Raw genomic sequence first — 23502 nt, forward strand, 5'->3', positions numbered from 1 at the left:
GCCAGGGACGGCACGCTCACCTGGACCTCGCCCGCCGGCCGGGAGTACACGACCGAACCGGCCACCCGGATCGACCCGCCACCCCCGTTCTGACGCCCGCGGCTCAGCCCAGGGAGTCGAGGTAGAACCAGCGGCGGTCGACCTTCAGGAATCGGCTGGTCTCGTGCTGCTGGGCTCGCTGTCCGTCCAGCCGGTAGTGTGCCGCGAACTCCACCACCCCGTCGGTATCCAGCGGTCCGCCACGGACCGTCCTCAGGATGTCGAGCCGCACCCACTGCATGTCGGCATCGAGTTCGAGGGATTCGGGGCGAGTGGCGGGGTGCCAGGTCGCCAACAGGTACTCGGTGTCGCCCACGGCGAACGCCGAGTAGCGGGAGCGCATCAGGCGTTCGGCTGTCGGCGCGGATCCCTGCCCGGCATGGAGAGGTCCACAGCACTCGGCGTAGGTCAGCCCGCTCAGGCAGGGGCACCGCCGGGGCAGCGTGGAAGAAACCTGGGGCGAGGGCACAGGCCCAATTATCGACCGTCGACCCCGGGGAAAGAAACCGAAAGTAATCCGAAAAGAATGTGAACCGAAACCACAACGGATGCCGGTGGAACGAAAAAAGCCCCAACCAAAGTTGGGGCTTTTCGTTGTGCTCGGTGGATCCGAGGGGATTCGAACCCCTGACCCCCTGCATGCCATGCAGGTGCGCTACCAGCTGCGCCACGGACCCGGATTGTGTTTCGGACTGCTCCGAAACAACTTGTCTAGGCTACTACACGCGAGAGCCTCTCGCGAACCAGCGCTACTCGGCGGACTCGCGAGTGGGGAGCTCGATCGGGATGACCGGGCAGTCCTTCCACAGGCGTTCGAGGGAGTAGTACTGGCGTTCTTCCTCGTGGAAGACGTGCACCACGAGGTCGCCGAAGTCGACGAGGATCCACCGGCCCTCGGCGCGTCCTTCACGACGCAGCGGCTTGAAGCCGGCCTCGATGAGCTTGTCTTCGATCTCTCCGGCGATCGCAACGACGTTGCGCTCCGAACGACCGGTGACGATGAGGAAGATATCGGTCAGCGGCAGGGGGCTGGAGACGTCGATAGCGACGATGTCCTCCCCGGCCTTCGAGTCGGCGGCGGCTGCGGCCACCTTGAGGAGCTCGAGAGCGTGGGCAGAAGCGGTCATCGAATGAGTCCCTGGGTGTGTGAAGTCGACATGGTTGGCATTAGAAAATGTTGAAGACGTAGCCGAGCACGAAGAGCGCGAGCACGCCGACGGCCAGTACGGCCGCGGTGATCGCGAGCACGGTCGGGAGGGAGTTGCCGCTCTTCTGCGGCGGGGCCACGAGGCCGCGGTTCGACGCGTGCGTACTGACGGCCCTGCTGGCGCTCACGGGCGCAACGGTGGAGTTGTAGCCGCCCGCGTCGTCGTGATCGTCGGACTGATCCATGTCCGAGGAATCGAAGTTGCCGGGGTGGTGACCGGTCGAGCCGAGGCTGCGGGGAAGGTCGTACGAACCGGTGATGAGGATCTCACCCGTGCTCGTGAGGGGCCCGGAACTCGAACCCTGCAACGGGATCGACGGCAGGATGAGCGCGCTCGTCGTGGTCGGGCTGCCGCTTCCGCCGGTTCCTCGGGACATGAACTGGTCGAATGTCTGGCCCTCGTCGACGGTGGGTGTGTGGTCGTCACCGCGGTCGAGCGACCAGTGGCCGACGGGCGGGTTGAGCCCTCCCGTCGTGTGGGTCTCCGCGTCGGGGGAAACGTCCTCGCCCTCCGTTGCTTCCGGCTCGCCCGACTCGGCGGCCTTGATGGCACGCAACTGGCGTCGGGTGAGCGTGCGCTCGGGAGCCTGGCGCTTGGTGGACGTCGCCTTCTCGGCGGGAACCTTTTCTACGCCCCGGGGAGCGAAGGCCGACACGGGAACGGATTCCGCGACGACGTCCGGCTTGACGGCCGCGGGCTTGACGTCGGCGGGCTTGACGTCGGCGGGCTTGACGTCGGCAGCCGAAACGTCGGACTCGACGTCGGGAGCCGGGTCGCCGGCCGAAAGCCGAAGGTCGTCCGCGGTCGACAGCAACCCCTGCTGGCGCGCTAATTCGCGTTCCTGGCGGCGGGTCAGCGGAGGCTGGGGACTGTTACCCAACGTCATGCCACACTCCGATACAGATGATGCTTTGAGATGTACTGGACAACCCCGTCGGGGACCAGATACCAGACCGGGAAGCCCCGGTTCACGCGTTCCCGGCAATCAGTGGACGAGATGGCCAGAGCCGGAACCTCCAGTAAGCTTACGTCCTGGTCCGGCAATCCTGAAATGCTCAGTTCATGTCCCGGTCGACTCACAGCCACGAAGTGAGCCAGATTCCAGAGTTCCCGCACGTCTTTCCAGCCGAGGATCTGCTGGATCGCGTCGGCACCGGTGATGAAGAACAGTTCGGCATCCGGCCGTTCGGCGTGGATATCCCGCAGGGTGTCGATCGTGTAGGTGGGCCCCGAGCGGTCGATGTCGACGCGGCTCACGGTGAATCGAGGATTCGACGCCGTGGCGATCACCGTCATCAGGTACCGGTGCTCGGCCTTGGACACGTCGTGCTTCTGCCACGGCTGGCCGGTGGGCACGAAAATGACTTCGTCGAGGTCGAAGCTCTGGGCGACCTCGCTGGCCGCGACCAGGTGCCCGTGGTGGATCGGGTCGAAGGTTCCGCCCATCACGCCGATGCGGGGGCGACGCGAAGCCACGGGGTGGTCGATGGGTCAGTGACCGTCGTGGCTGCGAGCTCCGCCGTGCGCGGCGGCATAGGCATCCGCCTTCGTCTGGTGGCGGTTGGCGACGTCGCGGTAGGTCCACACGAGCAAGCCGAGGGCGAAGAACACGACGAGGGCGATGGCGCCGTACATCAGGGTCGGCATGGGCAGGGCGACGTGCTCGATCTCGGCCAGCACTGCGGTCACAAACGACATGAGGTTCTCCATTCAAGGCACAACGGCGGGGCCCCCGCCGTCGCACTCATTCTAGTGGGGCCTACGCCCGCACCTGGCCTGTGCCGCGCACAATCCACTTCGTACTGGTGAGCTCCGGCAGTCCCATCGGACCGCGCGCGTGCAGCTTCTGGGTCGAGATGCCCACCTCGGCCCCGAAGCCGAATTCCCCGCCGTCGGTGAAGCGGGTGGATGTGTTGACCATCACCGCGGCGGAGTCCACCTCGTTCAGGAACCGCTCGGCGTTGACCACGTCGTTCGTGACGATCGATTCGGTGTGCCCCGTCGAGTAGCGGCGAATGTGGTCGATGGCCGCGTCGAGGGAGTCGACCACCTTCACCGCGATGTCGAGGCTCATGTACTCGGCCGACCAGTCGTCCTCCGTCGCAGGCACGGAATCCGGGTACAGCTCCCGCGTGCGGGCATCTCCGTGGATCGTCACACCGGATGCCGTCAGCCGGGCCAGCACGTCCGGCAGCAGCCGCTCGGCGGCGTTCTTGTGCACCAGGAGGGTCTCGAGGGCGTTGCACACGCTCGGGCGGTGGACCTTGGAATTGTGCACAATGTCGATCGCCCACTGCGCGTCGGCGCTCTCGTCCAGGAACACGTGCACGACGCCGGCTCCGGTCTCGATCACGGGCACCTTCGACTGGGTGACGACGGCGTTGATCAGGCTCGCGCTCCCCCGCGGGATGAGCACGTCCACGTAGCCGCGGGCCTGCATCAGTTCCGTGGCGCCGGCCCGGCCGAACGGGTCGATGGTCTGCACCGACTCGGCGGGCAGGCCGGCGGACGCAATCGCCGCCTGGATCAGCCCGACGAGCACCCGGTTGCTGTTCTCCGCCGCCGATCCACCGCGCAGGACGACCGCGTTGCCGCTCTTGATCGCCAGCGCGGCGAGATCAACGGTGACGTTGGGACGCGCTTCGTAGATGACTCCGACGACGCCGAACGGCACGCGTACCTGGCTGATCTTGATGCCGTTGGGCAGGCTGCTGCCGCGCACGACCTCGCCGACCGGGTCGGTCAGGCTGACGATCTGCAGCACGGCCTGGGCCAGGGCTTCGATCCGGGCGGCGTCGAGGGCGAGCCGGTCCAGCAGACCCGAGGTCAGTCCGTTGTCCGCACCGGCGGCCAGGTCACGTCGGTTGGCTGCGATGATCTCGTCAACGCTCCCCCGCAGCGCCGCGGCAATCGCACCGAGTGCGCGGTTCTTCACCTCGGACGGTGCGGATGCGAGCGCGAGCGACGCGCTCCGGGCCGCTTCAAGCGTGGGCGTGAGGGGTGCGACGGGCTGCTGCGACTGGGACATCCCCCCAGTTTACGGGAGCGTGCGGCGTACGCGAGCGGGCCGTTTACGGGAGCGGGTGCCCGCTCGGAGAGGCCGCCGGCTCGAACCAGGTGCCGACATGGTCGCCGCGGAGCGCCTCGGCGACGAGCCCGGTCGCCGTCACGAGCACCGCCGTCCCGGCATCCGCCGCGATCCGGGCCGCCGACACCTTGGTGCTCGCTCCCCCGGTTCCGACCCCCGAACCCGTGGCCGTTCCGAATTCCATTCCCGCCAGCGCCTCGCCGGCGGCGATGTGGTCGATCCGCTCGGCTCCGGGCAGGTGCGGCGGTTTCGTGTACAGCGCGTCGACATCACTGAGCAGCACGAGCAGGTCCGCCTGGATCAGCGTCGCCACCATCGCCGCAAGACGGTCGTTGTCGCCGAACCGGATCTCGTGGGTGGCGACCGTGTCGTTCTCGTTCACGATCGGCAGGATGCGCAGGGCGAGCAGGCGGTCCATGGCACGCCGCGCGTTGCTGCGGTGAGCGGGGTTTTCGAGGTCGCCCGCCGTCAGGAGTACCTGGCCGGCGACGATGTCGTACCGGTCGAGGCTGTCCTGGTAGCGGAAGATGAGCAGGTTCTGGCCGACGGATGCCGCCGCCTGCTGGGTGGCGAGGTCAGTCGGCCGCTCATCGAGGTGCAGGTAGGGCATCCCGATCGCGATGGCGCCGGAGGACACGAGCACGACCTCGGTGCCGCGGCCGTGCGCTTCCGCGATGGCGTCCACGAGCGGTGCGATCTGCCCGGCGTTTGCGCCACTGATCGACGACGAGCCGACCTTCACCACGATCCGTACCGCGGATGAGATGTCGCCGCGCGCAAGCCTGTTCACGTGACCGAGCCTTCCCTGCGGGCCCACCGGGTGCGGTCCGCGTCGCCAAAACGAGCCTATAGGAGCGAGTAGCCGTGCGGCCTCACGGCAGCTTCGAACCAGGTTCCCACGGGCTCGCCGCGAAGTGCCTCCGCGGCCAGTTCGGTGGAGGTCACCAGGACGGCTGTTCCGGCCTTCGTCGCGATCCGCGCCGCCACCACCTTGGTGCTCGCGCCTCCCGTGCCGACCCCGCTGGGGCCGCCGGCTCCGAATTCGAAGCCGTCGAGCGGGTCATCCGCCGAGATGAAGACGAGCTTCTCCGCACCCGGAAGGTGCGGCGGCTTCGTGTAGAGCGCGTCGACGTCGCTCAGCATGATCAGCAGATCGGCATGGATCAGCGTCGCGACGAGGGCCGCGAGGCGATCGTTGCTCCCGAAGCGCAGGCCGTAGACGGCCACCGTGTCGTTTTCGTTGACGATGGGCAGGATGCGCAGGTCGAGCAGGCGGTCCAGGGCGCGACGGGTGTTGCTTTTGTGCGGCTCGGTGAGCACATCGCCCTCCGTCAGCAGCACCGTGCCGGCCGCGATCCCGTACCGGTCCAGGCTTTCCTGGAAGCGGTAGATGAGCACATTCTGGCCCACGGATGCCGCGGCCTGCTGGGTGGCCACATCCGCGGGCCGCTCCTCGAGCTCCAGGAACGGCATCCCCGCGGCGACCGCGCCGGAGGAGATGAGCACGACCTCGGTGCCGCGCCCGTGCGCCTCCGCCAGGGCGTCCACGAGCCGGTTGATCTGGTCGGCGTTGTCGCCGGTGATGGACGAGGAGCCGACCTTCAAGACGATGCGCTTGGCGACAGCGGCCTGGTCGCGCGATAAGACGGTCATTCAGTTTCCGTCTTCTGTTCGGCGGAAGCGGAATCCGAGGGACCGTTGAATTCCTCCTCGCCGGTGGACCACATGCCGGCTTCGCGTTCGCGGATGAGCTCGGCCCTGGCCGCGGCCTTGGCGTCCATGCGCCCGAAGTACTCTTCACGGCGCTCGTTGCTTGTGCGTCGCTTGCTGTCGTCGAGGCGCGTGTCCGTGCCACGCGGGGCGGTGATGAGCTCGGCGGTCGAGGTGAGCGTGGGCTCCCAGTCGAAGACGACACCGTTACCGGGGCCGATGATGACGGTCGACCCGGCGACGGCGCCGGCCTTAAACAGTTCGTTCTCGATGCCCAGCTTGGCCAGCCGGTCGGCGAGGAAGCCGATGGCCTCGTCGTTCTTGAAGTCGGTCTGCTGCACCCAACGCTCTGGCTTGGTGCCCAGGATGCGGTAGATATTGCCGAAGGATCCACCCTCGACGCGCACGACGAAGCCGCTGTCGTCCACGGTCTTCGGACGGATGACGATGCGCGGCTTTTTCGCCTCGATTGCGGCGCGTGCAACACGGCCGGCTTCGACCGTTTCGGCCAGGGCGTAGTTGAGCTGACGGAGGCCTTCGTGGGTGACCGTGGAGATCTCGAAGACGCGGTAGCCGCGGGCTTCCAGGTCGGCGCGCACGAACTCGGCCAGCTCGCGGGCCTCCGGCACGTCGATCTTGTTGAGGGCCACCAGCTGGGGACGGTCGAGCAGGGGCAGCTGGCCGTCGGGAACCGGGTAGGCCGCGAGTTCGCCGAGAATGATGTCGAGGTCGCTCAGCGGGTCGCGGCCCGGGTCGAGCGTGGCGCAGTCGAGCACGTGCAGCAGCGCGGTGCAACGCTCGACGTGGCGCAGGAACTCGAGGCCGAGGCCCTTTCCCTCGCTGGCGCCTTCGATCAGGCCGGGGACGTCGGCGACGGTGTAGCGCACCTCGCCGGCGTCGACGACGCCGAGGTTCGGGTGCAGGGTGGTGAAGGGGTAGTCGGCGATCTTGGGGCGCGCGGCCGAGATGGCCGCAATCAGGCTCGACTTGCCGGCCGACGGGTAGCCGACGAGCGCGACATCCGCCACGGTCTTGAGCACAAGCTGGACGTCGCCCTCCCAGCCGAGTGTGCCGAGGAGCGCGAAGCCGGGGGCCTTGCGCTTGGTGGAGGCGAGGGCAGCGTTGCCCAGCCCGCCCTGGCCGCCAGGGGCCACGACGAGACGCATCCCGGGTTCGGTCATGTCGGCGAGTTCGTTGCCCTCCATGTCCTTGACCACGGTGCCGAGCGGCACGGCGAGCTCGCGCAGCTCACCGGCGTGGCCGTTGCGGTGGTCGCCCATGCCGGGGCCACCGTTGTCAGACGAGCGGTGGGGCGAGCGGTGGTAGCCGAGCAGGGTCGTCACGTTCGGGTCGGCGACGAGCACGAGGTCGCCGCCGCTGCCGCCGTTGCCGCCGTCGGGCCCGGCGAGGGGCTTGAACTTCTCCCGCTTGACGGAAACACAGCCGTGTCCTCCGTGGCCAGCTCGCAAATGCAGCGTGACGTGGTCGACGAATGTAGCCATGGAAAACCTTTCAAGTGGGGCTGAAACACGTAAGGGCGAGCCGAAGCCCGCCCTCACGTTCAAAAATTGTGGATGCCTACTCGGCAGCCACCACGATGTTGACGACCTTGCGGCCACCCTTTGCCCCGAACTGGACGGAGCCGGCTTCGAGGGCGAAGAGAGTGTCGTCTCCGCCGCGGCCGACGTTGACGCCGGGGTGGAAGTGCGTGCCGCGCTGGCGAACGATGATCTCGCCCGCGCTGACAACCTGACCTCCGAAGCGCTTCACGCCGAGGCGCTGAGCGTTGGAATCGCGACCGTTGCGAGTGGAACTCGCACCCTTTTTATGTGCCATCTGTTCTTCTCCTCAGGCCTTAGGCGATGCCGGTGACCTGGACGCGCGTGAGCTCCTGACGGTGCCCCTGACGCTTCTTGTACCCGGTCTTGTTCTTGAACTTCTGGATGACGATCTTCGGGCCGCGGAGGTCGTTGAGGACCTCGGCAGTGACCTTGACCTTGGCCAGCGACGTCGAGTCAGAGGTGATCTTGTCGCCGTCGACGAGAAGCACGGCGGCCAGCTCGACGTTGCCGTCCTTGTCAGCCTTGATTCGGTCCATCGTGACGATGGTCCCGACCTCTACCTTCTCCTGCCGCCCTCCGGCGCGCACAACTGCGTAAACCACTTTACGTACCTATCTCTGGGGAGCCGTGAGGCCCAATTTCCTATGATGGAAAGTTACTGGGGGCGAACCGGCCAAATCGGCCGCTCACCACCAGAAAACCTTGGCAATCGCGCGGGCTCAGGCCCATCGCACACCAACGGTCAACTTTAGCTGATCCTCCACCCCCGGTCAAACCGGGATGGGGCCTGTTCACTCGGTTCCGTACACTTTGGGAATGACCGTGTTGATCGACCAGCCGGCGTGGCCGGCACACGGCATGCTCTGGTCCCACCTGGTGAGCGACAGCTCGCTGGCGGAACTGCATGCGTTCGCGGCCGCCAATGCCATCCCCCGCCGCGGATTCGACCTGGACCACTACGACGTCCCGGCCGCGCGCTACGACGACCTGGTGGCCGCCGGCGCCCTCCCGGTGGGCAATCGTGAGCTCGTCACCCGGCTCCACGCGAGCGGACTTCGGGTGAGCGGCCGCGACCGGGCGGCGAAGAAGGCGCGGCAGAAGCGGGCAGACGAATAGGCAGCGTGCCCGGCCGGGGCGCGCTGCCTATTCGCTTGGGTGTTGCCTGTGTTACTTGCCGGAGTCGGGAACGACTATCGGCTGCGCGGCCGACGTTGATCCCCCGGCGGTCGTCACCCGGCGGCTGCGCGAACGCCCCTGGCCGGGCTGCTTGGGCTCGGGAAGGGATTCGAGCACGGAGTCCAGCATCTGGTCGGTGACCTGCTTGCTCACCGTGCGCCGGGTGCGCGTCGTCTTCTTGACCGGGATGTCGAGAATGGCGACCGCTCCGCTGGCCTGTGGCTCCGCCTCGGCCGCTGCCGCTGTCGGGGCCGCTGTCGGGGCCGCTGTCGGGGCGGACGTTCCTCGGGACGAGGAGCGACGCGACCGGCGCGGCGCCGACTCGGCCGCAGGAACAGCCTCGGGCGCCTGGGCCTCGGGCAGAGCGGCGCCCTTCGGAGCAGCATCCGTCACGGCAGCAGTCGTCACAGCAGCATCCGTCGACGCCGCAGCCTCGGGCGTCTCGGTGATGACCGGGATGGACTCCGTGACCGGGCGGGCGATGGTGCGCGCGGCGATCAGGGCGAGGGCGTGCTTGGCGTCCTCGGTGATTCCGTGGGTGCCGTTGCCGGCCTTGGCCGTGTCGGACTGCTGTGAACCTCCGCCGTTGCCGCCACGGTTGTCGCGGTGGCTGTCGCGGCCGCCGTTGTCCCGGCCGCCATTGTCGCGGCCGCCCCCGTCGCCATTGCCGCCGGACTTGCTGCGCGGGCGGCGCTCCTGGGCGGGCTGCGCGGTCTGGCGGTGCTTCACGACGGGATCGTGGTGCACGATGATCCCGCGTCCGGCGCAGGCTTCACAGTTCTCGCTGAACGATTCCAGGAGGCCGAGGCCGAGCTTCTTGCGCGTCATCTGCACCAGGCCGAGCGAGGTGACCTCGGCGACCTGGTGCTTGGTGCGGTCGCGGCTGAGGCATTCGACCATGCGACGCAGCACGAGGTCGCGGTTGGTCTCGAGCACCATGTCGATGAAGTCGACGACGATGATGCCGCCGATGTCGCGCAGCCGGAGCTGGCGAACGATTTCTTCGGCCGCTTCGAGGTTGTTCTTGGTGACGGTCTCTTCGAGGTTTCCGCCCGAGCCGACGAACTTGCCGGTGTTGACGTCGACGACGGTCATGGCCTCGGTGCGGTCGATCACGAGCGAACCGCCGGACGGCAGCCAGACCTTGCGGTCGAGCGCCTTCTCGATCTGCTCCGAGATGCGGTATTCGTCGAACACATCGACGTCACCCTCGTACTTCTGCACGCGCTCGACCAGGTCGGGAGCAACCTGGCGGAGGTAGGCCTCGATGGTCTCGCGGGAGTCCTCGCCGGCGATGACCATCTTGTGGAAGTCCTCGTTGAAGACATCCCGGACGATCTTGATCAGCAGGTCCGGCTCGCTGTGCAGCAGGGCCGGGGCCTGGACCGAGTCGACCTGCTTGGCGATGGATGCCCACTGCGAGGTGAGCCGGTTGACGTCGAGCGTGAGCTGTTCGTCGGTGGCGCCCTCGGCCGCGGTGCGCACGATGACACCCACGTTGTCGGGGAGAACTTCCTTGAGGATCTTCTTCAGCCGGGCGCGCTCGGTGTCCGGCAGCTTGCGGCTGATCCCGTTCATCGAGCCGTTGGGCACGTAGACGAGGTAACGGCCCGGCAGCGAAACCTGGCTGGTCAGGCGTGCGCCCTTGTGGCCGATCGGGTCCTTGGTCACCTGCACGAGCACCTTGTCGCCGGGCTTGAGCGCGAGCTCGATCCGCCGCGCCTGGCCGCTGTTTCCGGAGTTCTCTGCGGCGGCTTCCCAGTCGACCTCACCGGAGTAGAGCACGGCGTTCCGGCCGCGTCCGATGTCGACGAAGGCGGCCTCCATGCTCGGAAGCACGTTCTGCACCTTGCCGAGGTACACGTTGCCGATCAGCGAGGCGTCCTGGTTCTTGGCGACGTAGTGCTCCACGAGCACGCCGTCTTCGAGCACGCCGATCTGGATCTTGTTGTGCTTGGCGCGCACGACCATGGCGCGGTCGACGGATTCGCGGCGCGCGAGGAACTCGGCCTCGGTGATCACGGGACGGCGGCGACCGGCATCCCGGCCGTCACGGCGGCGCTGCTTCTTCGCTTCCAGCCGGGTCGAGCCCTTGATGCGCTGCGGCTCGGTGATCAGCTCCGGCTCACGCGGGACGCGAACCTTGACGACGGTGTTCGCGGGGTCATTGGAACCGGAGCGACCTTCGTCGCCCGAACGACGGCGGGCGCGTCGGCGAACCGTCGAGGTCTCTTCGTCTTCGTCCTCATCCTGGCGCGTACCGGTGCGGTCGTCCTGGCGGGTGTCCTGTCGGGACGGCGTGCGGGCCGGCAGCGGCACGATCTCCGGCGCCTGGAACAGGAGCGAGAGCGACGGCCGACGCCCGATCGGCTCCACTGCGAGCATGGCCTTCTCGGCCGGGGCGGCCCCGGACGTTTCCTCGGCCGTGGGCGCTTCCGTTGCTGTTACCGGGGCCTGGCCGTCTTCGGCGGAGGTCGATGTCTTCGTCACTGGCTTTCGCTCCGTCACAGGCTTCTGCGTCGCGTCGGTGCGCGCTTCGTCGATCGGGGCGTCGGTAGGCGTTGCCACCGGTGCGTCCGTGGGGGTGCTCGGACCATCCGGCTGGGCGGCGGGAGTCACAGCCGACGAGGCCCTGCGGGACGTTTTGCGAGTGCCGAAGAGGCCCTTGCGCTTCTTGATTTCTTTGTCTTCCACCATTACTGGTGCGCTCCTTGACCGATCCGGGCGACCGCGCCACCCATCCGGTTTGCTCTCTCGGCGAGGGCTGCGCCTGCGCGAAACCCCCGCGAATCCTTGTTGTTCCGCAGCCGGCCCGTGGCTCTGGCTGCTAATACCTTTGGTCGTGGGACCAATGAATCTGGGCGTTTACCGCCCATTAAGCTTCTGTGCGTCTGTCCGAGCGCGGCTCGAGCGACTCGTTCGATTATCGCATGCATTCTTCAGATCGCGTGCAGAGCCACGTGACATAATCCGAGGATGCCCCGCCTCGAGTCTCCCGCCCGCCCCACGGGGCTCGCCGTCTTCCTTATTCTTGCCGGGGTGATCGGCCTCGCGGCGGCGTTCACCCTGACCCTGGACAAGCTCCATCTCCTGGCCGACCCGAACGCGCAGCTGAGCTGCAGCTTCAGCGTGCTGATCGGCTGCGCCACAAACCTCTCCTCGCCGCAGGGCAACATCTTCGGCTTCCCGAACTCGCTCATCGGGGTCATGGGCTGGAGCGTCGTGATCACGATTGGCGCAGCCATCCTCGCCGGCGCCCGCCTGGCCCGGTGGTTCTGGATCGGGCTGAACGTGGGGATAACCGGCGCGATCGCCCTGGTGATCTGGCTGATCGCGCAGAGCATCTTCGTGCTCGACATCCTGTGCCCGTGGTGCATGGTCACCTGGGCCGTCACCATCCCGGCGTTCCTCGCGGTGACGTTCTACAACCTGAAGACGGGGAGCATCCCGGCCCTGGAATCCGTGCGCCGGGTCGCATCCGTCGCCTACGCCTGGGTCCCCCTGATCACCCTCGGCTGCTTCATCGCGGTCGCCATCATCGCCCAGCTCCAGATGGACGTCCTCAACCGCCTCTAAGAGCGCCGGGACCCCGCCCTCGAACACGCCCACAAACTCCGCCGAACTGTGAGTTTGGCACCTTCCCGGGCTCCGGGAAGGTGCCAAACTCACAGTTCGGCGAGGGGGGTGAGGCGAAGATGTGCTCGTCGAAGTGCGGCTAGTCGAACCAGAGGGCCAGTTCGGCGGTGGCGGACTCGGGCGAGTCGGAACCGTGCACGAGGTTCTGCTGCACCTTGACTCCCCAGTCGCGGCCGAGGTCGCCGCGGATCGTCCCCGGCGCGGCGGTCGTGGGATCCGTCGTACCGGCCAGGGCGCGGAAGCCCTCGATCACCCGGTTGCCGGCGATGCGGAAGGCGACGATGGGGCCGCTCTCCATGAACTCGATCAGCGGCTCGTAGAACGGCTTGCCCTCGTGCTCGGCGTAGTGCTCGGCGAGCAGGCTGCGCTCGGCCTGCACCAGCTTCATGTCGACGAGCGAGTAGCCCTTCGCCTCGATCCGGCGCAGGATCTCGCCGGTGAGGTTGCGGGCAACGCCGTCCGGCTTGATCAATACGAGGGTTTCTTCGACCTGGGTGCTCATGCGATCTCCTTCTGGTGATCTAGTTTGGTGCCGATGATCATGCAGTATGCCCACATGGCGGCGAACATTGCTCCGACAAAAAACATTGCCGGGTTGAGGAATCCGGTGGCGACGAGGCCGGCCTGGAGCACCCAGCCGAGCGGGTAGGCCCAGCTGTAACGCAGCAGGGCGATCAGGGCGACCATCGCGAGGCAGAGTGCCGCTCCCCCGCCCAGCGCGACGGCCGGCGGCAGCTGGCCCAGGCCGAACATGACGAGCGCGGCGAGTCCGACGACGAAGACTTCGAAACCCAGCACGATCGAGGCCAGGGTGCGCCTGACCGACCGGGGCCCGGCCTCTCGGGCCGAGCGGGCGGCGCGGGCCGCGCTCACTGTTTCATCCATTCCCGGGCGTCCGCGAGGGCGAGGGCCTCGCCGACGAGGGTGATCGAACCGGTCACGATGACGGCGCGGCGCGGCGCCTCCCCGGCCCACTCCCGGGCGCCGTCGAGCGCCGAGGTGAGGTCGTCGAACCGGAAGGTGACGTCGTCGCCCGCCCAGTCGGCGACCTTGTCGGCGAGGTCGTCCACGCCCACGGCGCGCTCCGAATGCGAGCGGGTCACGTGGAACCGGGCCACCTGGGGGCGCAGGGCTTCGATGATGCCGTGCGCGTCCTTGTCGGCCAGGATGCCGACCACGGCAACGATCTCGTCGAAGTCGAAGTAGGCCGCGAGCGCAGCGGCGAGCGCCGTCGCGCCGTGCGGGTTGTGCGCCGCGTCGACCAGGACGGTGGGCTCGACGCCCGCCAGCTGCAGCCGGCCGGGCGACGTGGCCGTGGCCAGCCCCTCGGCCACGAGGTCGTTCACGAGCGGCCGCGTGCCCGCCCCGAGGAACGATTCGACGGCGGCGATGGCGACGGCGGCGTTCTGGGCCTGGTGGGTGCCGTACATCGGCAGGAAGAGGTCCGTGTAGGTGTCGGCCAGGCCGCGCACCGAGATGAGCTGCCCGCCGACGGCCACCTGGCTGCTGAGCAGCGCGAACTCCGCGCCCTCGCCGGCCAGCGTCGATTCGGTGAGTTCGACGGCCCGCTCGAGCTCGGCCTGCGCCTCGTCGCCCTGCTTCGCCGTGACGACGTTGGCAGCCGGCTTGATGATCCCGGACTTCGTGCGGGCGATCTCGGCGACGGTGCCGCCGAGGCGCGCGGTGTGGTCGAGCGCAATCGGCGTGAACACGGCCACCTGGCCGAAGGCGACGTTGGTGGAATCCCACTCGCCGCCCATTCCGACCTCGATCACCGCGACATCCACGGGCGCATCGGCGAAGCAGGCGAAAGCCAGCACGGTGAGCGCCTCGAAGAACGTCAGCGGCTCCTCGCCGTCGGTGACCAGTTCTGCGTCGACCATCTGCAGGTACGGCTGGATGTCGGCCCAGTTGGCGGCCAGGTCCTCGTCGCTGATCGGCTCGCCGTCGATCATGATGCGCTCGTTGAGCCGCACCAGGTGCGGGCTGGTGAGCAGGCCGGTGCGGAGTCCGTAGGCACGCAGGATGCTCTCGGCGATCCGGCTCGTGCTCGTCTTCCCGTTCGTGCCGGTGACGTGGATGATCGGATACGCGTTCTGCGGGTCGCCCAGCAACTCGACCGCGCGCCTGGTGGGCGCCAGTCTCGGCTGCGGGGCGGCTTCACCGACGCGTCCGAGCAGCGCCGTGAGCACGGCATCCCCGGCTTCGCGCCAGGCGCCGTCGGCGTCGTCGTTTCGGTCAGAGTTGCGGTCAGGCATGGGTGATTCCCTTCTCCCGGGCGACGGCCACGAGCACGAGGCCACGATTGGCGTAGCGCCCTGCGTCGAAGCGCGCATAGTGTTCGACCGGCGCCCCCGTGAGGCCTTCGAGCCACTCGGAGGGAAGGGTGCCGGCGTCGTCGGATGTTGCCCGGTGCGTCGCAAGCCGGGTGGCCAGGGTCTCCCCCGCCACGTCGACTCCCGAAGCCAGCCCAAAGGATGCGGCGTCGTGCTCGTCGGAGAACACGAGGTCGAGGCGGATGCGGTCGCTCACCTGGAACCCGGCGGACTTCCGGGTGTCCTGAACGGCCCGGATGATGTCGCGCGCGAATCCTTCCGCGTCGAGTTCGGGGGTCGTCGCCGTGTCGAGCAGCGCGAAGCCGCCGCCCGCGAGCAGGGCGAGGGCGGTGTCGCCGGAGCCTTCGCCCGACGCGCCGGCCGCCAGTGCCAGCTCGTATTCCCCGGCCACCAGTTCGATTCCGCCGGCCGTGACGGTGCCGTCGGTCTCACTCCAGTCGCCCGCGCGGGCGGCCTGGATGACCTGCTGCACGCGCTTGCCGAGGCGCGGTCCGGCCGTCCGGGAGTTGACGGTGAGCTTCGAGGTGATCCCGTAGGCGCCGGCGCTGTCGTCGGCGAGTTCGACCAGGCTGATCGACTTCACGTTCAGTTCGTCGCGCAGGATTCCCTCGTAGGCGGCCAGTGCGGCCGTGTTCGAGGTGACCACGGTCAGGTTCGCCAGCGGCAAGCGCACGCGCAGCCCCGCCTGCTTGCGCAGGGAGAGCACCGTGGAGCTGATCGCCCGCACCTGGTCCATCACGGCGACCAGTTCGTGGTCGGCCGGGAAAGATGCGGCATCCGGCCAGTCTTCGAGGTGGACGCTGCGCCCCCCGGTGAGCCCCTGCCAGATGCGCTCGGACACGAGCGGCAGCAGGGGTGCCGCGACGCGGGTGACCGTCTCGAGCACGGTGAAGAGCGTGTCGAACGCGTCGTTCGCGCTGGTCGTGGTGGTCGTGCCTGTCGAGACCGCCCCGCCCGGAACCGACGCGCCCGCCCAGAACCGGTCGCGCGAGCGCCGCACGTACCAGTTCGTCAGCACGTCGGTGAAGTCGCGCAGCGTGGCCGCGGCCTGCGTGCTGTCCAGCGCCTCGAGGTCGGCCGTGACCTGCTCGATCAGGTCGCGGGTCTTCGCCAGCAGGTACCGGTCGAGCACATCGGTGGAATCCGTGCGCCAGGTCGCCTCGTAGCCGTCCGGCCCCGACGCATTGGCGTAGAGGGAGAAGAAGTACCAGGTGTTCCACAGCGGCAGCATCACCTGGCGCACGCCCTCGCGGATGCCCTCCTCCGTGACGACGAGGTTGCCGCCGCGCAGAACCGACGAGCTCATCAGGAACCAGCGCATGGCATCCGAGCCGTCCCGGTCGAACACCTCGTTCACGTCGGGGTAGTTGCGCAGCGACTTGGACATTTTCTGCCCGTCATTGCCGAGCACGATGCCGTGGCTGACGACGTTCTTGAAGGCCGGGCGGTCGAACAGCGCGGTGGAGAGCACGTGCAGGGTGTAGAACCAGCCGCGGGTCTGCCCGATGTACTCGACGATGAAGTCGGCCGGGTTGTGGCTGTCGAACCAGTCCGCGTTCTCGAACGGATAGTGCACCTGGGCGAACGGCATCGAACCAGAGTCGAACCAGACGTCGAGCACGTCGGAGATGCGGCGCATGGTCGACTTCCCGGTCGGGTCGTCCGGGTTCGGCCGGGTCAGCGCGTCGATGTACGGACGGTGCAGGTCGGTCGGGCGCACGCCGAAGTCGGCCTCGAGCTCGTCGAGCGAGCCGTAGACGTCGATCCGCGGGTAGTCGGGGTTGTCGCTCTTCCAGACCGGGATGGGCGAACCCCAGTACCGGTTGCGGCTGATCGACCAGTCCCGGGCGTTGCCGATCCACTTGCCGAACTGGCCGTCCTTGACGTTCTCGGGCACCCAGTTGATGTCCTGGTTGAGCTCCTCCATCCGGCCCCGGAACTCGGTGACGCGCACGAACCAGCTCGACACCGCCTTGTAGATCAGCGGGTTGCGGCAGCGCCAGCAGTGCGGGTACGAGTGCTCGTAGCTGGCCTGGCGGATCAGTCGCCCCTCGGCCTTGAGCATCTGGGTCAGCGGCTTGTTGGCGTCGGACCAGAGCAACCCAGCCACCTCGGTGATGGCCGGCAGGAATTTTCCGCCGTCGTCGAGGGAGATGATCACCGGGATGCCGGCGGCCTCGCAGATCTTCTGGTCCTCCTCGCCGTAGGCGGGCGCCTGGTGCACGATGCCGGTGCCGTCGGAGGTGGTGACGTAGTCGGCGACGAGGATGCGCCAGGCGTTCCGGGTTCCCCAGGTCTCGGCATCCGCATAGTGGTCGAAGAGGCGGTCGTAGCTGACGCCCTCGAGGTCGCGGCCGAGCACGGTGCGGGAGATCGCGGCGGATGCCTCCTCCGCGGTGTCGTAGCCGAGGTCCTTCGCGTAGCTTCCGACAAGGTCGATCGCCAGCAGGTATTCGCCGCCGAGCACCTCGGTGGGCGTGGCGGCGTGCGGCGCGGAGGCGTCCTCGCGCACGACGGTGGCATCCGGGGTGCCGTTCGGGCCGGCCGGCACCACGGCGTAGGTGATCGTCGGGCCCACGGCGAGGGCGAGGTTGGTGGGCAGGGTCCACGGAGTCGTCGTCCAGGCCAGGGCGCGCACGGCCGTGAGGCCGAGGCTCTCCGCCTTCGCGCCGACCAGCGGGAAGGTCACCGTGACGGTCTGGTCCTGGCGCATCTTGTAGACGTCGTCGTCCATGCGCAGCTCGTGGTTGGACAACGGCGTCTGGTCGCGCCAGCAGTAGGGCAGCACGCGGTAGCCCTCATAGGCCAGGCCCTTGTCGTGCAGGCGCTTGAAGGCCCAGATGACCGACTCCATGAAGGTGATGTCGAGGGTCTTGTAGTCGTTCTCGAAGTCGACCCAGCGGGCCTGGCGGGTGACGTACTTCTGCCAGTCGCCGGTGTACTCGAGCACGGAGTCGCGGGCGACCTTGTTGAAGGCCGCGATGCCCATCTTGTCGATTTCGCTCTTGTCGGTGATGCCGAGCTTCCGCTCGGCCTCGAGCTCGGCGGGCAGGCCGTGCGTGTCCCAGCCGAAACGACGGTGCACCTGCTTGCCGCGCATGGTCTGGAAGCGCGGGAAGAGGTCCTTGGCGTACCCGGTCAGCAGGTGGCCGTAGTGGGGCAGGCCGTTCGCGAAGGGCGGGCCGTCGTAGAAGACCCACTCGGGGGCATCCGCTCGGTTGTCGATCGACGCCTGGAAGGTGCCGTCGGCCTCCCAGAACGCGAGCACCTCGGTCTCGATCTGCGGGAAGCTCGGCGACGGGACGACGCCGGCCGCCTGCTCGCGGCGGTGGCCGCCCGGTTCGCTTCCGGGTGCGTTCCGGCCGCTGGTGTTCTGACCCTTGGGGTACGTCATGCTTCTCCTGGACGAGGCGAGGTTACGGAAAATATTGCCTGTTCCACGAGGACGCCGGACCCTGGACAGGTCCACCGCGGTACCACCTCGCTTGCCGCCCCGGGGTTCACCTGGGCGACCGCTTGTTCAGAGGCTGTGACGGGCCCGACCCGTTCGGTTCTACCCGGCCGCGCACCCGGGGGTGGCCGCCGCTCTTCCGAAGACTCACCGGTGATGGCCGGATCACAGTCGTTGGGACAATTCTACCCTGCGCCCAGCGCGTCACGGTATCCGGCGCAGGCGGGCGCGATGCCCGCGTCCACGTACGGGGCCAGGTTTCCCCGGGACACCCCGGCGGCCGCCCACACGCCCGCGGCGGCGACCGCGGCCGCCAGCACCGCCATCGCGAAGCACCGGCCGGCGAGGTCGCGGCCTGCCCCCGTGCCTGAGCCGGCGCGCTCGGCGACGAAGCGCGAGACGAAGTCGGCCTGCTTCATCATCCGGGAGAGACCGGATGCCTCCAGCACGCCGCGGGTGCCCATCAGGTCCGCCTGGGTGAGCGCCCACGGCACCCGGCCCGGCCCGAACCCGGCCGCCACCTGGTGCAGGGCGTGTCGCACGGCATCCGTTACGCCGAGCCCGTCCGGACAGTCGGCCAGCGCCCGAGGCAGCTCGGCGAGGCCGGCGTCGACGTCGGCCCAGAGCAGGTCGCTCTTGGCCGGGAAGTAGTTGAAGAAGGTGTTGCGGCTCACTCCGGCGCGACGGGTGATGTCTTCGACGGTGGTTCCTGCGTACCCCTGCTCGAGGAACAGCTCGGCTGCGGCCTCTTCGAGCATGGCCCGGGACGACCCGCGGGGGCGCCCGGCCCTGGCCGGTGTCCTCTCGGTGCGCGTGCTCTCGGTGCGCGTGCTCTCGGTGCGCGTGCTCTCGGTGCGCGTTCGATCCGGCATGCTGCTCCCGTGCTCTACGATTGGACTCGGTCCAACTCATTTGTGTACCGCGTCCAACAATTGCACACTCCGCCGCCAGCCGGCCGGGAAAAGAGAACAACGCACATGAACACCCCCGCGCCCACCCGCCGCGCACTGGTCGCCGTTGCCGCCCTGGCCGTCGCCGGCCTCGTGCTGACCGGCTGCACCGCCGAACCCGACGCCCCCGCGACCGGCAAGCCCGTCGTCGGCGGCACCCTCACCTACGCCTCCGGTGACGCGGAACCCGACTGCCTCGACCCCCACGTCGGCGGCAACTACCCGCAGGCGCTCACCGGCACCCAGTTCCTCGAGTCGCTGGTCTCCCGCGACACGACGGGCACCATCATCCCGTGGCTGGCCAGCGAATGGTCAGAGAGCGACGACGGCCTGGCCTGGGAGTTCACGCTCAGGGACGACGTCTATTTCAGCGACGGATCCCCCTTCGACGCGGCCGCTGTGCAGGCCAATATCGCCCACCTCCAGGACCCGGCGACCGGCTCGTCCACCGGCTACCTGGCCCTGCAGAAGGTCACCGGCACCGAGGCGGTCTCGGCGACCGTCGTGCGCCTGACCCTGGCCGAACCGGACAGCGCCCTGCTGGAATCGCTTTCCCAGCCGTGGCTGGCGATGGAGTCCCCCGAAGGCCTCGCCCGCGGCATGGAGGAGAACTGCGCCGCACCGGTCGGCACCGGCCCGTTCGTGATCAAGGACTGGGTGAAGCAGGACGCCATCACCTTCGTGCGTAACGACACCTACGACTCCCCGCCGGCCGACGCCGGGCACGAGGGTCCCGCCTACCTCGAGAAGATCGTCTGGCGGTTCATCCCCGAGTCGGCGTCCCGCTACGCGGCGCTCCAGGCCGGCGAGGTCGACGTGATCGACAACGCCCAGCCGGACACGATCGTGCAGGCCGACAAGGGCGACTCGATCCAGCACCTCGACGCACCCCGGCCCGGGGCAGCCAACCGGATCGAACTCAACTCCGGCACTGGACCGTTCACCGACCCGAAGGTCCGGGAGGCGTTCATCCGCTCGGCCAACGTCGACGACGGCGTCGCCAGCCTCTTCCAGGGCACGGCGAAGCGCTCCTCCTCGGCACTCTCCAGCGCCGAGGCCCTCGGCGTGTCGCGGCCGAAGCTCTTCGAGTACGACCCGAAGGCCGCGGGTAAGCTGCTCGACTCTGCCGGCTGGAGCGAGACGGATGCCGACGGCTACCGCACCAGAGACGGCAAGCGCCTGACCGTGCGCTTCCCGGTCAGCACGAACCAGTCCATCCCGGCCGAGCAGTCGCTCTTCGAGCAGATCCAGGCGACCGCGAAGGAGACCGGCTTCGACGTCAAGATCACCCCGATGGACCTGTCCAGCTGGTACGGCGCCCTGGGCAGCGGCGACTATGACGCCGTGAGCGCGCCCTACACGAAGGTCGGACCCGACGTGCTGCGGATCCTCTACCACTCGGACGGCATCACCCCGGCGCCCAGCGGCTACTTCGCCAACCACGCACAGGTCAACGACCCCACACTGGACGAACTGCTCACCGAGGCCGGCCGGGAGTCGGACGCCGGCAAGCGCAAGGCGCTCTACACCGAGGCGCAGGACCGCATCCTCGAGGGGTTCTACGTGCTGCCGCTCTACGACCAGCAGAACCACTACCTGCTGGGAGCCGACGTCGAGGGCGCCCGCGCGCTGCCGACCGTCTCCACTCCCACGTTCTACGACGCGTGGCTGAGCCGGTAAGGCGCACTCCCGCCCTCCGGCGCCTGGCCGCGCGGTTGGGCGGCGCCGTGTTCGTGCTCTGGGCCGTGGCGACGCTCACCTTCTTCGCCGTCCGGCTGATCCCCGGCGACCCCGCGGAAGCCATCCTCGGCGGCCCGGGGTCGCAGGCGTCGGCGGAGGCGCTGGCGAGCGTGCGCGCCGAATACGGCCTCGACCAGCCGATCCTCGTGCAGTACCTCGCGCAACTCGGGCGGCTGGCCGGCGGCGACCTCGGCCGTTCCTACGCGCTCAAGCTCGACGTCGGACCGCTCGTGCTCAGCCAGCTCGGCGGCACGCTCGTGCTGGCCGGGCTCGCCCTGGCCCTGGCCTGGCTCATCGCCCTCGCCCTGGCCACCTGGTCAACCCGCGGCGGCCGGATCGCCGCACGGGTGGGCTCCGGACTCGAAATCGTCGCGGCATCCCTGCCCCATTTCTGGCTCGCCACCGCCCTGATCGTGCTGTTCAGCATCTGGCTCGGCGTGCTGCCGCCGATCAGCACCCCCGGCCCGGCCGGGCTCGTGCTGCCCGTGCTCACCCTCGCGCTGCCGCTGGCCGGGTTCCTCGGCCAGATCATCCGCGAGCCCCTGCTCACCGCCCTCGAGTCGCCTTTCGTGCTCTCCGCCCTCGCCCGGGGCGAAAGCGCCCGGGGTGTGCGCTGGAACCACGCCATCCGGCACGCCGCGATTCCCGCGATCAGCCTGTCCGGCTGGGCGTTCGGCTCGCTGATCAGCGGCGCCGTGGTGGTGGAGACCGTCTTCGCCCGGCCCGGCCTCGGCCGCACCCTGCTGAACGCGGTGACCGTTCGCGACGTGCCGGTGGTCATCGGCGTGGTCATGGTCGTCGCGGTCGCCTACATCCTGATGACGCTCCTGACCGATGCGGCCACCCGCATCGCCGACCCGCGGACGAGGGCACGGTGAGCGACCTCGAGCTCCAGGCGGAGCTCGGCCTCGGCGCCCGGCGGCAGGGCGCGACCCGTCGCCCGCGCCGGATCGCCGTGGCGGAGGGCCTGGCCGGCGCGGTGGCCCTGTTCCTCGTGCTCTCCGCCGTCATGCCGCAGCTTGTCGCCCCCGGGGATCCGCTCGCCATCGACCCTCTCCAGGCGTTCCAGCCGCCGTCCCTGCCGCACTGGTTCGGCACCGATGAGTCCGGGCGCGACCTGTACACCCGGGTCGTGCACGGCACCGGCAATTCACTGCTGATCGGCGTGCTGGCGACGACGATCGGCCTCGGGCTCGGCGTGCTGCTCGGCACCCTCGCCGGCATGCTCGGCGGCTTCGTCGACTTCACGGTGAACCGCGTGCTCGAGGTTTTGTTCGCCTTTCCCGGGCTGCTGCTGGCGCTCCTGGTCATCCTGATCTACGGCCCGGGGGTGGCCACGGCCACCATCGCCGTCGGCCTCTCCACCGCGCCGGGCTATGCGCGCATCATTCGCGCCCAACTCGTCCAGGTGCGCTCCTCCGCCTTCGTCGAGGCCGCCACCGTGCAGGGGCTCACGCCGCGGCGCATCCTGGCCCGGCACATCCTGCCTAACACCCTCGCCCCCCTGCTCGTGCTCGCCACCCTCGGCGTCGGCCAGGCGATCGTCTGGGCGACGGCGCTCAGCTACCTGGGACTCGGCGCGCAGCCGCCGGCCGCGGAATGGGGCGCGATGCTGTCCGCGGGCCGCACCTACATCACCTCGGCCTGGTGGATGAGCTTCTTCCCCGGCCTGTTCATCGTGCTGACCGCCGTGACCGCGACCACGCTCGGCCGGGCCATCGAACGACGGATGCGGCACGCATGAGCGCGCAGCAGATGACGCCCACGGCCGCCCCGCCCGCCCTGCGCGTGCGGAACCTCAGCGTCGGCTTCGGCCGTTCCGGGGCGGAACCCGTTGTGTCCGGCATCTCTTTCGAGGTCGCGGCCGGCGAATGCCTGGCCATCGTCGGTGAATCGGGGTCGGGCAAGTCCGTCACGGCACGCACCCTGCTCGGCCTCGCCGGCGCCGACGCGCGGGTGCAGGCCGACGAACTGTCGATTGCCGGGCAGTCGGTGCTGGCGTTGTCGGAGGCGGCCTGGCGCCGCCGGCGCGGACGAGACGTCGGGTTGGTACTGCAGGATGCCCTCTCCTCCCTCGACCCGCTGCGCCCGGTCGGCCGGGAAATCGCCGACTCGCTCCGCCTGCACACGACCCTCGCGCCGGCCGAGCGATCCCGCCGCGTGCTCGAACTGCTGGACTCCGTCGGCCTGCCGGACGGTGAGCTGCGAAGCCGGCAGCGGTCCGGCGAGCTCTCCGGCGGCCAGCGGCAGCGGGCGCTGATCGCCTCGGCCATCGCCCTCGACCCACCCCTGCTCATTGCCGACGAGCCCACGACCGCGCTCGACGTCACGGTGCAGGCGCAGATCCTCGAGCTGCTCGAGCGGATCAAACGCAGCGGCACCGCGCTCATCCTGATCAGCCACGACCTCGCCGTCGTCAGCCGGATCGCCGATCGGGTGGCGGTGATGAGCAACGGGCGCATCGTCGAGACCGGGCCGACCCACGAGGTTCTCGGCCGCCCACGCCACGCCGAGACCCGGGCGATGGTCGCCGCTGTTCCGGCCGGCAAGCCCCGCGGCACGCTGCTCGCGGCGCCGAGGGCGGCCGGGCCCGCGGCGCCTGCGAC

At 68.9% G+C, this 23502-nt stretch carries 23 protein-coding genes and 1 tRNA gene; 6 read left to right on the forward strand and 18 right to left on the reverse strand.

Annotated features, from left to right (window positions below):
• Window positions 1-103: 103 nt before the first annotated feature.
• The 12 genes from E3T33_RS14970 to rplU all read right to left on the reverse strand — a co-directional run bounded on the left by E3T33_RS14970 (window position 104) and on the right by rplU (window position 8209).
• Entirely contained in the window at window positions 104-508 is a 405-nt protein-coding gene (locus E3T33_RS14970; protein WP_241977079.1) for a YchJ family protein, read from the reverse strand.
• A gap of 135 nt (window positions 509-643) precedes the next feature.
• A tRNA-Ala gene (locus E3T33_RS14975) sits at window positions 644-716 on the reverse strand.
• A 72-nt stretch (window positions 717-788) separates the two neighbouring features.
• Window positions 789-1166: a ribosome silencing factor gene (gene rsfS, locus E3T33_RS14980; RefSeq protein ID WP_092323841.1), complete on the reverse strand. Its 378-nt coding sequence runs from the start codon at window positions 1164-1166 to the stop codon at window positions 789-791.
• A gap of 40 nt (window positions 1167-1206) precedes the next feature.
• Window positions 1207-2133 (reverse strand): hypothetical protein, encoded by a 927-nt coding sequence (locus tag E3T33_RS14985; RefSeq protein WP_134575707.1) that lies wholly within the window; start codon window positions 2131-2133, stop codon window positions 1207-1209.
• Entirely contained in the window at window positions 2130-2723 is a 594-nt protein-coding gene (gene nadD / locus E3T33_RS14990; protein ID WP_255452828.1) for a nicotinate-nucleotide adenylyltransferase, read from the reverse strand. The genes E3T33_RS14985 and nadD overlap by 4 nt, the downstream gene beginning before the upstream one ends.
• 15 nt (window positions 2724-2738) lie before the next feature.
• Window positions 2739-2945, reverse strand: a complete 207-nt coding sequence (locus tag E3T33_RS14995) for a hypothetical protein (RefSeq protein WP_134575709.1) — start codon at window positions 2943-2945, stop codon at window positions 2739-2741.
• Between the two features lie 61 nt (window positions 2946-3006).
• Window positions 3007-4275 (reverse strand): glutamate-5-semialdehyde dehydrogenase, encoded by a 1269-nt coding sequence (locus tag E3T33_RS15000; RefSeq protein WP_134575711.1) that lies wholly within the window; start codon window positions 4273-4275, stop codon window positions 3007-3009.
• 43 nt (window positions 4276-4318) lie between these two features.
• Window positions 4319-5125 (reverse strand): glutamate 5-kinase, encoded by an 807-nt coding sequence (proB, locus tag E3T33_RS15005; protein ID WP_134575713.1) that lies wholly within the window; start codon window positions 5123-5125, stop codon window positions 4319-4321.
• A 56-nt stretch (window positions 5126-5181) separates the two neighbouring features.
• Window positions 5182-5988, reverse strand: coding sequence for a glutamate 5-kinase (proB, locus tag E3T33_RS15010; protein ID WP_092323834.1), 807 nt, complete (start codon window positions 5986-5988; stop codon window positions 5182-5184).
• Entirely contained in the window at window positions 5985-7547 is a 1563-nt protein-coding gene (gene obgE / locus E3T33_RS15015) for a GTPase ObgE (protein WP_092323832.1), read from the reverse strand. Before obgE ends, proB (E3T33_RS15010) begins: the two co-directional genes overlap by 4 nt.
• A gap of 76 nt (window positions 7548-7623) precedes the next feature.
• The gene (rpmA, locus tag E3T33_RS15020; protein WP_092323831.1) at window positions 7624-7881 is read right to left on the reverse strand and encodes a 50S ribosomal protein L27; all 258 of its coding nucleotides are present in this window, start codon (window positions 7879-7881) and stop codon (window positions 7624-7626) included.
• Between the two features lie 19 nt (window positions 7882-7900).
• On the reverse strand, window positions 7901-8209 hold the full coding sequence (gene rplU / locus E3T33_RS15025; RefSeq protein WP_092323829.1) for a 50S ribosomal protein L21: 309 nt from the start codon (window positions 8207-8209) through the stop codon (window positions 7901-7903).
• A 214-nt stretch (window positions 8210-8423) separates the two neighbouring features.
• Here rplU and E3T33_RS15030 point away from each other — a divergent pair, with 214 nt between their 5' ends.
• The gene (locus tag E3T33_RS15030) at window positions 8424-8723 is read left to right on the forward strand and encodes a DUF4031 domain-containing protein (protein ID WP_092323827.1); all 300 of its coding nucleotides are present in this window, start codon (window positions 8424-8426) and stop codon (window positions 8721-8723) included.
• A gap of 51 nt (window positions 8724-8774) precedes the next feature.
• On the opposite strand, the gene E3T33_RS15035 is transcribed toward E3T33_RS15030, so the two are convergent.
• Complete coding sequence (locus E3T33_RS15035; protein WP_134575715.1) at window positions 8775-11480, reverse strand: Rne/Rng family ribonuclease; 2706 nt, start codon at window positions 11478-11480, stop codon at window positions 8775-8777.
• A 279-nt stretch (window positions 11481-11759) separates the two neighbouring features.
• Between E3T33_RS15035 and E3T33_RS15040 the strand changes: the two genes are divergently transcribed.
• Window positions 11760-12359 carry a vitamin K epoxide reductase family protein gene (locus E3T33_RS15040; protein ID WP_134575717.1) on the forward strand — a complete coding sequence of 200 codons (600 nt, stop codon included), beginning with the start codon at window positions 11760-11762 and terminating at the stop codon, window positions 12357-12359.
• A 139-nt stretch (window positions 12360-12498) separates the two neighbouring features.
• On the opposite strand, the gene ndk is transcribed toward E3T33_RS15040, so the two are convergent.
• From ndk to E3T33_RS15065, 5 genes are all read right to left on the reverse strand, one after another.
• Window positions 12499-12921, reverse strand: coding sequence for a nucleoside-diphosphate kinase (gene ndk / locus E3T33_RS15045; RefSeq protein ID WP_092323823.1), 423 nt, complete (start codon window positions 12919-12921; stop codon window positions 12499-12501).
• Complete coding sequence (locus E3T33_RS15050) at window positions 12918-13292, reverse strand: DUF4233 domain-containing protein (protein ID WP_241982976.1); 375 nt, start codon at window positions 13290-13292, stop codon at window positions 12918-12920. The genes ndk and E3T33_RS15050 overlap by 4 nt, the downstream gene beginning before the upstream one ends.
• Window positions 13289-14677, reverse strand: a complete 1389-nt coding sequence (locus E3T33_RS15055; RefSeq protein ID WP_134575720.1) for a folylpolyglutamate synthase/dihydrofolate synthase family protein — start codon at window positions 14675-14677, stop codon at window positions 13289-13291. Before E3T33_RS15055 ends, E3T33_RS15050 begins: the two co-directional genes overlap by 4 nt.
• Window positions 14670-18149 carry an isoleucine--tRNA ligase gene (gene ileS, locus E3T33_RS15060; RefSeq protein WP_134575722.1) on the reverse strand — a complete coding sequence of 1160 codons (3480 nt, stop codon included), beginning with the start codon at window positions 18147-18149 and terminating at the stop codon, window positions 14670-14672. Before ileS ends, E3T33_RS15055 begins: the two co-directional genes overlap by 8 nt.
• Before the next feature lie 242 nt (window positions 18150-18391).
• Entirely contained in the window at window positions 18392-19078 is a 687-nt protein-coding gene (locus E3T33_RS15065; RefSeq protein WP_134575724.1) for a TetR family transcriptional regulator, read from the reverse strand.
• A gap of 105 nt (window positions 19079-19183) precedes the next feature.
• Between E3T33_RS15065 and E3T33_RS15070 the strand changes: the two genes are divergently transcribed.
• The 4 genes from E3T33_RS15070 to E3T33_RS15085 all read left to right on the forward strand — a co-directional run.
• On the forward strand, window positions 19184-20836 hold the full coding sequence (locus E3T33_RS15070) for an ABC transporter substrate-binding protein (RefSeq protein WP_092323814.1): 1653 nt from the start codon (window positions 19184-19186) through the stop codon (window positions 20834-20836).
• Window positions 20821-21774, forward strand: a complete 954-nt coding sequence (locus E3T33_RS15075) for an ABC transporter permease (RefSeq protein ID WP_092323813.1) — start codon at window positions 20821-20823, stop codon at window positions 21772-21774. The genes E3T33_RS15070 and E3T33_RS15075 overlap by 16 nt, the downstream gene beginning before the upstream one ends.
• Before the next feature lie 71 nt (window positions 21775-21845).
• Window positions 21846-22640 carry an ABC transporter permease gene (locus tag E3T33_RS15080; protein ID WP_241982978.1) on the forward strand — a complete coding sequence of 265 codons (795 nt, stop codon included), beginning with the start codon at window positions 21846-21848 and terminating at the stop codon, window positions 22638-22640.
• A partial coding sequence (locus E3T33_RS15085; RefSeq protein WP_241982977.1) for an ABC transporter ATP-binding protein occupies window positions 22637-23502 on the forward strand: 866 nt, incomplete at its 3' end. The genes E3T33_RS15080 and E3T33_RS15085, both read left to right, overlap by 4 nt.

The sequence above is a fragment of the Cryobacterium sp. TMT1-2-1 genome (genome assembly GCF_004403955.1).
Lineage (GTDB): Bacteria > Actinomycetota > Actinomycetes > Actinomycetales > Microbacteriaceae > Cryobacterium > Cryobacterium psychrotolerans.